This is a genomic window from Enterococcus sp. DIV0660C (assembly GCF_017316125.1).
GTDB lineage: Bacteria > Bacillota > Bacilli > Lactobacillales > Enterococcaceae > Enterococcus_B.
Window position 1 is genome coordinate 116,797 of the sequence record NZ_JAFLWA010000003.1, and the last position, 11,331, is coordinate 128,127.

Annotated in this window: 12 protein-coding genes; 11 read left to right on the forward strand and 1 reads right to left on the reverse strand. The window is 37.4% G+C overall.

The window, feature by feature from the left end:
* Positions 1-7: 7 nt before the first annotated feature.
* The 10 genes from phoU (at position 8) to DOK81_RS00815 (ending at position 8,657) form a co-directional block, all read left to right on the forward strand.
* The gene (phoU, locus tag DOK81_RS00770; RefSeq protein WP_067483819.1) at positions 8-685 is read left to right on the forward strand and encodes a phosphate signaling complex protein PhoU; all 678 of its coding nucleotides are present in this window, start codon (positions 8-10) and stop codon (positions 683-685) included.
* A gap of 402 nt (positions 686-1,087) precedes the next feature.
* Positions 1,088-2,659 (forward strand): daptomycin-sensing surface protein LiaX, encoded by a 1,572-nt coding sequence (liaX, locus tag DOK81_RS00775; protein ID WP_206907188.1) that lies wholly within the window; start codon positions 1,088-1,090, stop codon positions 2,657-2,659.
* Between the two features lie 168 nt (positions 2,660-2,827).
* The gene (locus DOK81_RS00780) at positions 2,828-3,133 is read left to right on the forward strand and encodes a PspC domain-containing protein (protein ID WP_206898445.1); all 306 of its coding nucleotides are present in this window, start codon (positions 2,828-2,830) and stop codon (positions 3,131-3,133) included.
* Positions 3,133-3,486, forward strand: a complete 354-nt coding sequence (locus DOK81_RS00785; protein WP_206898446.1) for a phage holin family protein — start codon at positions 3,133-3,135, stop codon at positions 3,484-3,486. Before DOK81_RS00780 ends, DOK81_RS00785 begins: the two co-directional genes overlap by 1 nt.
* Positions 3,487-3,691: 205 nt before the next feature.
* A complete protein-coding gene (gene hprK / locus DOK81_RS00790; protein WP_067483827.1) occupies positions 3,692-4,627 on the forward strand; it encodes an HPr(Ser) kinase/phosphatase in 936 nt (311 codons plus the stop codon).
* Positions 4,628-4,645: 18 nt separating this feature from the next.
* On the forward strand, positions 4,646-5,479 hold the full coding sequence (lgt, locus tag DOK81_RS00795) for a prolipoprotein diacylglyceryl transferase (protein ID WP_206907189.1): 834 nt from the start codon (positions 4,646-4,648) through the stop codon (positions 5,477-5,479).
* A gap of 40 nt (positions 5,480-5,519) precedes the next feature.
* Positions 5,520-6,551 carry an NAD(P)H-dependent glycerol-3-phosphate dehydrogenase gene (locus DOK81_RS00800; RefSeq protein WP_206907192.1) on the forward strand — a complete coding sequence of 344 codons (1,032 nt, stop codon included), beginning with the start codon at positions 5,520-5,522 and terminating at the stop codon, positions 6,549-6,551.
* Between the two features lie 14 nt (positions 6,552-6,565).
* Positions 6,566-7,480, forward strand: coding sequence for a UTP--glucose-1-phosphate uridylyltransferase GalU (gene galU, locus DOK81_RS00805; protein ID WP_242589819.1), 915 nt, complete (start codon positions 6,566-6,568; stop codon positions 7,478-7,480).
* 152 nt (positions 7,481-7,632) lie between these two features.
* Positions 7,633-8,073, forward strand: coding sequence for a DUF948 domain-containing protein (locus DOK81_RS00810; RefSeq protein ID WP_206898449.1), 441 nt, complete (start codon positions 7,633-7,635; stop codon positions 8,071-8,073).
* Positions 8,074-8,075: 2 nt separating this feature from the next.
* Positions 8,076-8,657, forward strand: coding sequence for a YtxH domain-containing protein (locus DOK81_RS00815; RefSeq protein WP_206907194.1), 582 nt, complete (start codon positions 8,076-8,078; stop codon positions 8,655-8,657).
* 265 nt (positions 8,658-8,922) lie between these two features.
* On the opposite strand, the gene DOK81_RS00820 is transcribed toward DOK81_RS00815, so the two are convergent.
* Positions 8,923-10,026: a Xaa-Pro peptidase family protein gene (locus DOK81_RS00820; protein ID WP_206907196.1), complete on the reverse strand. Its 1,104-nt coding sequence runs from the start codon at positions 10,024-10,026 to the stop codon at positions 8,923-8,925.
* Between the two features lie 210 nt (positions 10,027-10,236).
* Between DOK81_RS00820 and ccpA the strand changes: the two genes are divergently transcribed.
* The gene (gene ccpA / locus DOK81_RS00825; RefSeq protein WP_067483841.1) at positions 10,237-11,238 is read left to right on the forward strand and encodes a catabolite control protein A; all 1,002 of its coding nucleotides are present in this window, start codon (positions 10,237-10,239) and stop codon (positions 11,236-11,238) included.
* Positions 11,239-11,331 lie beyond the last annotated feature (93 nt).

Below are 11,331 nucleotides of genomic sequence, written 5' to 3' on the forward strand. Positions count from 1 at the left end.
AAATAAAATGCTACGAACGCAATTTGAAGAGGAATTACTAAACCTTCATAATCAATTTTATGAAATGGGTATGATGGTCAGTAGTGCGGTGCATAAGTCTGTTCGCTCTTATGTGAAACATGACAAAGCCCTTGCACAAGAAGTAATCGAAAACGATACAAATATCAATGATATGGAAATTCGTTTAGAAAAGAAAAGTTTTGAAATGATTGCTTTACAACAACCAGTAACGACAGACTTGCGTATGATTATTACAGTTATGAAAGCAAGTTCTGATTTGGAAAGAATGGCGGATCACGCGGTATCTGTTGCAAAATCAACGATTCGCGTCAAAGGACAAACGAGAATTCCAGAAATCGAAAAAGAAATTTCGGATATGTCGGACTATGTTAAGAAAATGGTTGATAATGTATTGGTTGCCTATGTCAAAACGGACGAAAAAGACGCTCGAACAATTGCAAATATGGATCAACGTGTAAATGAATATTTCAATCGAATCTACAATGCAACAATCAAAAATATGGAAGCTAATCCAGAAACAGTCATTAGTGGAACAGACTATTTAAATGTTGCGAGTTATTTGGAACGTATCGGTGACTATGTGACCAATATTTGTGAGTGGATCGTTTACTTGGCGACGGGAAAGATTACGGAATTGAATACGACCCATGATGAGATTTTTTAAAAAGGTTGTGGCGCAAAACGCTCAGCTCCAATAAATAAGTCTAAATTCCCAGAAATTGTTTCTCAAATTTTTGTGGAATTTAGACTTATTTTGTAGGAGTTGTTTTGGGAACACCGTGAAAAAGGTTGTGGCGCAAAGCGTGTAGCTCTGACAGGATAGTGCACAAGCACTTTAAAAAGTTAGAACGCAACAACAAAAAACAAACTCACCTTTAAGAGGCTAGGGGAAAACGCAATTCGTTTTCTCCTAGCCTCTTTTTTTAGTATGATTAATGAGTAGATGAAATGACGGAAGATGGAGAAAAAGTTACATCTTAAGTCCTATGACATTTTCTTCAAATGAAGGCATAATATGGATGTAAGGAAAAGTTGCAAACAATATTTGCTCAAGGAGGCAATTTCCATGAAAGAAAGAGAACGTATTTTAGATTTAGTAAAAAAAGGAATCCTTTCGACAGAAGAAGGTTTAGATTTGTTAGAAAGTATGGCAACTGAAAAAGACGAAAAGTTAATTAAAAAAGAAGCAGACAAAGTAACTGCTAGTCATAAAGAAAAAGATCAAGTAAGTCAATTGATGGATGATTTAGAAAATGACGAAGAAGAAACGCTCGCTGATCCTGAAATCGATCCAAAGGAAAAAGAAAAACAAGACCAAGAAAACTTAGAAAAAATTCTTGATGAATTAGCAACAGAAGCAAACAAAGCATCTGCACACCTAGATGAAGTGAATGCTGAACTACAAGAAAATCGACAAGCACGCAATGACAAACAGGAAGCATTGATGCAGTTGAACACGAAAGAAGAACTAGATGAGTTAACCCCAGAAGAACTTGAACAACGTCAAACATTGGAAAGTGAAATCCAAGAGTTAGAAGCAGAAGGCAACAAGCTGGTTGAACAACAATTGAAGCTTGAAGCAGAATTAAAAGATATTCGTAAAAATCAATGGTCAGAAACAAAAGATTCAATTGCTGAAAAGTTTGAATTACCAGATGATTGGAAAGAACAAGCAACGGACACATTGAACCAAGTTGGTGAAAAAATGTCTGAAGCGGGTAGCCAATTAGGCAAGTTCTTGAAGAAAACATTCCAAACCGTTTCTGATTCTGTGAACGACAATATGGAATGGAAAGACGTCAATTTACGTGTTCCTGGCATTGCGACAACAAAATTTGAACATGAATTTTACTATGAAGCACCAGAAGCAAGTATTATTGACATCAAAGCAGCAAATGGGAACGTGATTTTGAAAACTTGGGATAGCGAAGATGTCAAAGTAGAAGCAAAAATCAAACTCTACGGAAAAATGACAGCTGAACCATTTGATGCCTTTTTAGAAAGAAGTCAGATCGAAGTCAATGAAGACCATATTTCTTTCCAAATTCCGAATAAACGTGTACGAGCAGATCTTGTTTTCTACTTGCCAACTCGTTTGTACGACCACGTAGCAATCAAGTTGCTTAACGGGAACATCACAATCAAAGGTCTAGAAACGAAAGACACGTATGCAAAATCAACGAACGGAAATATCTTAATCAATGAGTTAACAGCAACTATGTTAGAAATTGAAGGAGTCAATGGCAATATTGACGTGAACCGCGGTCAAATTCTAGACTCAATCATTGAAACAGTTAATGGAACAGTCACTATGGCAACAACTCCTGAAAATATTTCGGTATCATTAGTCAATGGAGATGTTCGCTTGACGTTAACAGAAGATTCGCTAAGAAAAGTCGAAGCAAGCTCTGTCAATGGAAACGTGAAAGTAGCATTACCGGAAACACTGGGTGTCGAAGGGCATGCTAAAACAAGCTTAGGCAGTATCAATAGCCGCATGAGCGAGTATGACGTTGTTCGCGAAAAGAAAGAAAGAACCAATCAAATGTTACAATTCCGTCGTATTTCTGATACAGGAATTGCCCAAGTTCAGTTATCAACCACAACTGGTAATATCTTCTTGAAAGATGCTGAATAAAGGATCAGTAAACAAAGAAACAGTTACAAGATGAACAAAGAATAGCCCAAAAAAAGTGGGCTATTCTGGATTGTTCATTCTTATCTGTATAGTCCAAAAAAAATCGTGGAGCAGACTTTTGTTTCCCAATATTTTCGATTAAAATAGGTAGGACAGAGGTGAAATAGAATGAAAAAAAAATTAACGAAATCAACTGATAATATTGTATTAACCGGTACACTTGCAGGAATTGCAGAGTTTCTTGGTATAGACCCAACCATTGTTCGTGTGGTGTATGTCTTTTTGAGTCTTGTAGCATTTGGCAGTCCAATTATTTTGTACATTTTACTAGCTATCATCATACCATCTGGTAAATCTTCTCGTACAAACTATGGTCACAATAATGAATACTACCAAAAAAATAATTACCGTGAACAAACGAATAAACGTAAAGAAGCTGAAAAGATCGATGATGATGATTGGAGTGACTTCTAATGTCTTATTTCCAACGAATCGTTGTGAATACTTTGACATTCATTTCACTAGCAGTCATTTTTCCCCAAATGATTCATGTAAGTAGCATTTGGACAGCGGTGTTAGCCAGTTTTGTTTTATCAGTGTTGAACATGTTTGTTAAACCGATTTTAACAATCTTGTCTTTACCGCTGACCTTAGTTACGTTTGGTTTGTTTAGCTTTGTAGTGAACGCGGCAATTTTAAAATTGACTTCCTTCTTTGTCGGAGCAGCTAATTTTGGATTTGCATCATTTGGTGCAGCATTTTTAGTAGCAATTGTTATGTCATTAGTAAATGTCGTTGTTAGTGAGCATAATTTAAATCGTCAGTAACTATGAAAAGATAATGACAAAAAAATCAGCATTTCTTTGTTTAACAAAAGAAAAATGGAGATTGCAGGGAAAGTTCAACAGACTTTTCTTGCAATCTTTTTTTATTTAAAAAAGAAATAAAACGTTTTTTTTATTTGGTAGTAAGTTTGGGTAGACAATGATAAAATAAAAATGAACACCCTAATAGAAATGAGGTTGCATGGATATGGCAGAAGTAGTTAAAGTTAGCCAACTGGTTGAAAAATTATCTTTAGAAATCGTGACCGGCGATGAAAAAAGTTTAGAGCGTGTCATAGTCACAGGTGACATTTCACGTCCAGGCTTAGAATTGACCGGTTATTTTAGTTATTATTCACATGATCGGCTTCAGTTATTTGGAAGCAAAGAAATTAGTTTTGCAGAGCGCATGATTCCAGAGGAACGTTTGATGATCATGCGACGCTTATGCAGCGAAGATATGCCCGCGTTTATTATCTCCAGAGGTTTATCTGCACCAGAAGAAATGATTCAGGCTGCAAATGAACATGGGATGGCTGTTTTGCGTTCACCAATTTCAACATCACGTTTGTTAGGAGAACTTTCTAGCTATTTAGACGGACGATTAGCACCACGAACAAGCGTCCATGGTGTTTTAGTGGATGTTTATGGATTAGGTGTCTTGATCCAAGGTGATAGTGGTATTGGTAAGAGTGAAACAGCGCTAGAGTTGATCAAGCGTGGTCACCGTTTGATTGCAGATGACCGAGTAGATGTTTATCAACAAGATGAACTGACCGTGATTGGTGAACCACCAAAAATTTTGGAGCATTTGATTGAGATTCGTGGAATTGGGATCATCGATGTCATGAACTTGTTCGGTGCAAGTGCGGTACGAGGCTCGATGCAAGTGCAATTGGCAGTCTATTTAGAGGCTTGGGCGAAAGATAAAAAATATGATCGGTTAGGTTCGGAAGATACGTCGGTTGAAATTGCAGAAGTCGGCATCCCACAAATCAAAATCCCAGTGAAGACTGGACGAAATGTGGCGATCATCATTGAAGTTGCTGCGATGAATTTCCGTGCGAAAACAATGGGATTTGACGCAACAAAAACATTTGAAGAACGATTAAGTCGTTTAATCGAAGAAAATTCAGGAAATTAATAAATAAGGAGTGACAAAATGCTCGCACAAATCAATCGAGTAGCGTTTGAGCTTGCCGGTATCCCTATTTATTGGTATGCATTGATCATTGTTTCAGGGATCATTATTGCCATGTGGCTAAGCACAAGGGAAGCAGTCAGAGTCGGTATGAAAGCTGATGACGTGACGGATTTCATGCTATGGGGATTACCACTTTCAATCATCGGTGCTCGTTTATATTATATTCTTTTTGACTTACCGCAATATATTGCAGACCCAATCCAGATTTTTAATATTCGCTCGGGTGGGCTAGCAATTTATGGGGGACTGATTGCTGGTGGACTTACAATGTATTTCTTCACCAAGTATCACTTTATCTCGCCGTGGACTTTTCTGGATATCGCAGCACCTAGCGTGTTGCTTGCACAAGCCATTGGACGGTGGGGAAATTTTATGAATCATGAAGCTTTTGGTCCAGAAACAACTCGTAGCTTTTTAGAAAGTCTACATTTACCACAGTTTATTATTGAAAATATGTACATTGATGGCGCGTTTCGTCAACCGACTTTTCTCTATGAATCTGTATGGAGTTTGCTAGGCGTCGTCTTGTTATTGGTATTAAGGAAACGACCACATCTGCTAAAAAAGGGAGAAGTTTTTCTTTTATATCTTATCTGGTACAGTTTCGGACGTTTCTTCATCGAAGGACTTCGAACAGATAGCTTATACTTCTTAGATGTCATTCGTATTTCTCAATTACTGTCAGCGGTACTATTTATTGGAACCATCGCCGTATTCATTTTACGTCGTAAAAAAGATAAAAATCTAACAGATTATGATCGAAGTTTTGGTGAGAACCAATCAATTATTTAAATGATCAAGCAAACAATGTTCCGTGCAAAGGAGTGATTAAATGCAACAAAAAATCGCAGTGTTAGGTCCTGGGTCATGGGGGACGGCACTAGCCCAGGTGCTTGCAGAAAATGGTCATGATGTAAGGATCTGGGGACACCGAGCAGAACAAGTAACTGAAATCAACACAAAGCATACGAATCAACGATATTTACCAGAACTGAAGTTAGCAACATCTATTCGGGCGTTTACTGAAATGGAAGAAGCCTTAGCTGAGGTAGATACTATTTTATTCGTGGTGCCAACGAAAGCCATTCGCTCTGTTGCGCAAGAAGTAATAATGAAAATGACACCAAACACGAAGCCTGTCATCATTCATGCCAGCAAGGGATTGGAACAAAAGACCCATAAGCGCATTTCAGAAATTTTACTAGAAGAAATCCCAGTGGAACAAAGAAAAGCAGTCGTTGTCTTATCTGGACCAAGTCATGCTGAGGAAGTAGTCAATCATGATATCACAACAATCACAGCAGCAAGTACGAATACAGAAGCTGCAAAATACGTCCAAGAATTATTTATGAACAGTTATTTCCGAGTTTATACCAATCCTGACGTCATCGGAGTTGAGATGGGGGCAGCGCTGAAAAATATTATTGCGATCGGCACAGGAGCCATTCATGGTCTGGGTTTTGGCGATAATGCCAAAGCTGCAATCATGACAAGAGGCTTAGCTGAAATCAGTCGTTTAGGCGTTGCAATGGGTGCTAACCCGTTAACCTTCATTGGATTAAGCGGTGTTGGTGATCTGATCGTCACAGGGACGAGTGTTCATTCTCGTAATTGGCGGGCGGGAAATTTATTAGGACAAGGCCAAAAATTACCCGAAGTATTGGAAAATATGGGGATGGTAGTCGAAGGTGTCAATACGACACAAGCAGCTATGGAATTAGCCCGTAGTATGGGTGTGGAAATGCCGATAACACAAACGATTTATGAAGTTCTCTATGAAGGAAAAGATATCAAAAAAGCAGCAAAAGAAATTATGCTACGTGATGGAAAAGTTGAAAACGAATTTTCATTAACTATTTTTTAAAGGAGTCGTCAATCATGAAAGTAAAAAAAGCAGTTATTCCAGCAGCTGGATTAGGAACAAGATTTTTACCAGCTACGAAAGCAATGGCCAAAGAAATGTTACCAATCGTGGACAAACCAACGATTCAATTTATCGTCGAAGAAGCATTGAAATCAGGTATTGAAGATATTTTGATTGTTACTGGAAAAGCGAAACGTCCAATTGAAGATCATTTTGATGCCAATATTGAACTAGAAACAAATCTTCGTGAAAAAGGAAAAAATGATTTATTGAAATTAGTTGAAGAAACAACGGATGTTAATCTACATTTCATCCGTCAATCTCATCCTAAAGGGTTAGGACATGCTGTTTTGCAAGCCAAAGCATTTATCGGTAATGAACCATTTGTTGTCATGCTTGGTGATGACATCATGGAAGACAAGATTCCGTTAACACAGCAATTGATCAATGACTATGAAGAAACGCATGCTTCAACCCTTGCTGTGATGGAAGTACCACATGAAGAAACATCAAAATATGGTATTATCAATCCAGGCGGCGAATTAGAAAAAGGGCTGTACAATGTGAAAAACTTTGTAGAAAAACCAGATCCAAGCAAAGCACCAAGTGACTTAGCAATCATTGGCCGTTACTTGTTGACTCCAGAAATCTTTGATGTTTTAGAAAACCAAGAACCTGGTGCGGGAAATGAAATCCAATTAACGGATGCCATTGACACTTTGAATAAAACACAGCGCGTCTTCGCTCGTCAATTTACAGGTCAACGTTTTGATGTGGGAGACAAATTTGGGTTTATGAAAACAAGTATTGAATATGGATTAAAACATCCAGAAGTTGGTGCGCCATTAAAAGAATATATCATTGAGTTGAGCAAAACATTAGCAACTCCAGCAAAAGAAACAAAAAAAGTTGAATCAAAAGAAAAATAAGTTACTTTTGCGTAAGAAAGAGCCTCAACTACTCATAGTTTACTAGTAGTTGAGGCTTTTTTTCATAAAAACAAGAATTGGTAGTATTTTATTTGTCTAAAAAAATGGGAAATGCTATTCTTAAGAGGAGAGACAAGGGAAGGAGATTGATTATGACAGGCGGAGAAATCGCAGGATTGATTGCAGCAATTGCCTTTGCTGTGTTAGTAGTATTTTTAGTACGAATTTTGATGCAAGTATCAAAAACGTTAGAAAAAGTGGATAAAACTGTTGCAGAAGCAAATACAACGATTGCCATTGTAACAAAAGATGTGGATATCTTATCACGACAAGTAGAAGGTCTACTTGTGAAAAGTAATGACTTGCTTGAAGATGTCAATGGGAAAGTCGCAACAATTGATCCATTGTTTACAGCTGTAGCTGATCTAAGTGAAAGTGTTTCAGAATTGAATTCTTCAAGTAAAAATTTAGTGACAAAAGTTGGCGGTATTGGCAAGACAACCGCTAAGGCAACTGTTGCTGGAAAAGTCGGCGGAACAGCAATGAAATTTTTTAAAAATAAAAAACAAGATGAACAGACAGGAGGAATTTAAATATGGCTAAAAAAGGTGGATTTCTATTAGGTGCAGTAATTGGTGGAACAGCAGCGGCAGTGGCAGCGTTATTGTTAGCACCAAAATCAGGAAAAGAGTTACGCGATGAGCTAGCAGCACAAGCAGATGATTTATTGGATGCAGCTTCAGATTATACTGATCTTGCAAAAGAAAAATCTGCAGAATTAACAGATATCGCAAAAGAAAAAGCGGCAGACCTTTCACAACAAGCAGGTGAGTTAGCTGGAAATATCAAAAATAAAGTCGATCAAACGACAGACCAAGTAAGTGATGAATCAGATGATATTTTAGTTAATTTAAAAGAACAATCAGCAGACCTATCTGATCGTTTTAAAAAATCAGCAGACGAACTAAAAGAGCAAACAGCAGATTTAGGCAGTCTTGCAAAAGACACAACAGCAGATATTGCAGGAGATGTGAAGGATTCTGCAGTACAAGCAAAAGAAACAGTCAAAGATGGTGTTGCAGAAGCAAAACCTGTCGTTGAAGATGCAAAAGATTTAGCAGACATGGCAAAAGAAGATGTGAAAGATGCTGCTAAAAAAGTTGTAGAAGAAAAATAAACTACATTGTTAAAGAGGGTAGGTCGGAATAATTTCCGATCTACCCTCTTTTTGTGTTAAGTATCGTGGAGTGAAATCAATTTAAACAATCCGTTTCTTTGTTTGCTAAATGCCATTAGTAAAATGAGCCTCTGTGTGCTATAACCTCAAGTCACGGTGTTCCCCAAGCAACTTCTCGAAATAATTCACAACTGTCCAAAAATATGAAAAGCTATTTTTGTCAATTGCTCATTATTTTCGGAGTTGACCACTTGGAGCCACAACCTTATTCCAAAATCAACAATTCTTTAGGCGTTGTCGTAAATGGCACACAACCATCTTTCGTTACATAAACACAATCTTCAATACGCACACCAACTTGCTCAGGAATATAAATACCTGGTTCAAGAGAGAAACACATACCTTCTTCAATAACTAAATCGTTACCTTCAACTAAAGATGGATATTCATGAACAGTTGTCCCAATTCCATGTCCTAAACGATGATTGAAGTATTCACCATAGCCATAGCGATCAATTACACCACGAGCAATCTGATCCAATTCACCAGCAGTAATTCCAGGACGAACAGCATCATGGGCTGCTAGCTGAGCTTCTAATGTGATAGTGTAGATTTTTTCTTGGAATTCAGTTGGTTTTTTGTAAGCAATCGTTCGAGTTGCGTCACTACAATAACCGTCCCAAACAACACCTAAGTCGAATAGGACCAGTTCGTTAGGTTTAACAGGTGTATTTCCTGGTGCACCATGAGGACTAGCAGCATTTTTTCCAGCTAAAACTAACGTATCAAAAGACATTTGTGAAACGCCTTGTTTTTTCAATTGGTATTCAATTTCAGCAATGATTGCTTGTTCTGTAATACCTTCTTTTACCGCTTGAAAGCCAATTTCAAAAGCAACATCTGCCCATTTTCCAGCAGCAATCAATTTATCTTTTTCTTCAACTGTTTTGATCAATTGCAAACGTTGAATCACTGAAGTCAAGTCTGTAAAGAAATCTGTACCAGATAAAATATCTGACAGATAGTCAAAACGTTCAACAGTCAAAGCATTTTTTTCTATCCCAACATTACCGGGTTGACCATAGCGTGCGCGAATTTCTTTGCCAATGATTTCCCAAGGGTTTTCACTATCAAGGTAACCGCGAACATCAAATGTCCAACCACTATTTTTTGCATCATCAACTTCTAAAGCTGGCGTAAATAAAAATGGGTCTTGTTCTAATGGAATGAATAACGCAAGCACTCGTTCGTGGGGATCACTTTCATAACCTGAGAAATATGCGATATGTCTAGGATCACTGATGTAGGCAAGCGCAACCTGATTATCTGCCATCCATTGACGCAATTCATTGATTTTTACATTGTTCATTTAGCTTCCTTCTTTCTGATAATTCAAACTATTTCTCATTGTAACATTAAATTTTTCGAAAGACCATTCCGATAAATTGAAAGAAAAACATAATTTTCATGAAAACACTGTTAAAACGGTTGCAATCCACAAAATAATTTGATATTCTAATTTAGAAATGTAAGTCGTATTTTCAGAAAAAATCAGATAAATAAGAACGGGAGAACACAAATGGAAAAACAAACAATTACTATCTACGATGTAGCTAGAGAAGCAAATGTGTCAATGGCAACTGTTTCACGTGTAGTGAACGGAAACCCAAATGTTAAACCTGCGACACGAAAGAAAGTTTTGGAAGTAATCGATCGTCTTGATTATCGACCAAATGCTGTTGCGCGTGGACTAGCAAGCAAGAAAACTACTACTGTTGGTGTAATTATTCCTGATGTCAGCAATATGTTTTTTGCTTCATTAGCTCGAGGAATCGATGACGTTGCTACAATGTACAAATACAATATCATTTTGGCTAACTCAGATGGTAACGACCAAAAAGAAGTAAACGTACTAAACAACTTGTTAGCAAAACAAGTTGATGGTGTGATTTTTATGGGTCATCATATTACGGATGAAATCCGCGGAGAATTTTCTCGCTCAAAAACACCAGTTGTTTTGGCTGGCTCTATTGACCCAGATGAACAAGTAGGTAGTGTAAATATTGATTATACTTCTGCAACAAAAGATGCAGTGAATCAATTAGCTAAAAACGGCAACGAAAAAATTGCTTTCGTTAGTGGTGCACTAATTGATCCAATCAACGGTCAAAACCGTTTGAAAGGGTACAAAGATGCATTGAAAGAAAACAACTTACCTTATAGTGAAGGGTTGATTTTCGAAGCAAGTTATAATTTCAAAGATGGTTTGTCATTAGTTGATCGTATCCATAACAGCGGAGCAACTGCTGTGTACGTTTCAGATGATGAATTAGCGATTGGTATTTTAGATGGCATGCTAGATAAAGGAATCAAAGTTCCGGAAGAATTTGAGATCATTACAAGCAACAATTCACTGCTAACAGAAGTAGCTCGTCCTCGTTTGACAAGCATTACCCAGCCTTTGTATGATATTGGCGCGGTTTCAATGCGTTTGTTGACAAAAATGATGAACAAAGAGGAAGTTGAAGAAAAAACAATTGTTTTACCTTATGGAATTGAAGAAAAAGGTTCAACAAAATAATTTTGACTTAAAAGCTAGCCATGAGCAATCTATTTGATTGCTCATGGCTAGCTTTTTTATACAAAGTAAAAACCCACGACGCCTATCGTGGGT

What these genes read in the sequence shown, in the direction of transcription:
- phoU (WP_067483819.1), top strand. Translation starts at nt 8, where the DNA reads ATGCTACGAACGCAATTTGAAGAGGAATTACTAAACCTTCATAATCAA.
- liaX (WP_206907188.1), top strand. Translation starts at nt 1,088, where the DNA reads ATGAAAGAAAGAGAACGTATTTTAGATTTAGTAAAAAAAGGAATCCTT.
- DOK81_RS00780 (WP_206898445.1), top strand. Translation starts at nt 2,828, where the DNA reads ATGAAAAAAAAATTAACGAAATCAACTGATAATATTGTATTAACCGGT.
- DOK81_RS00785 (WP_206898446.1), top strand. Translation starts at nt 3,133, where the DNA reads ATGTCTTATTTCCAACGAATCGTTGTGAATACTTTGACATTCATTTCA.
- hprK (WP_067483827.1), top strand. Translation starts at nt 3,692, where the DNA reads ATGGCAGAAGTAGTTAAAGTTAGCCAACTGGTTGAAAAATTATCTTTA.
- lgt (WP_206907189.1), top strand. Translation starts at nt 4,646, where the DNA reads ATGCTCGCACAAATCAATCGAGTAGCGTTTGAGCTTGCCGGTATCCCT.
- DOK81_RS00800 (WP_206907192.1), top strand. Translation starts at nt 5,520, where the DNA reads ATGCAACAAAAAATCGCAGTGTTAGGTCCTGGGTCATGGGGGACGGCA.
- galU (WP_242589819.1), top strand. Translation starts at nt 6,566, where the DNA reads ATGAAAGTAAAAAAAGCAGTTATTCCAGCAGCTGGATTAGGAACAAGA.
- DOK81_RS00810 (WP_206898449.1), top strand. Translation starts at nt 7,633, where the DNA reads ATGACAGGCGGAGAAATCGCAGGATTGATTGCAGCAATTGCCTTTGCT.
- DOK81_RS00815 (WP_206907194.1), top strand. Translation starts at nt 8,076, where the DNA reads ATGGCTAAAAAAGGTGGATTTCTATTAGGTGCAGTAATTGGTGGAACA.
- DOK81_RS00820 (WP_206907196.1), bottom strand. Translation starts at nt 10,026, where the DNA reads ATGAACAATGTAAAAATCAATGAATTGCGTCAATGGATGGCAGATAAT.
- ccpA (WP_067483841.1), top strand. Translation starts at nt 10,237, where the DNA reads ATGGAAAAACAAACAATTACTATCTACGATGTAGCTAGAGAAGCAAAT.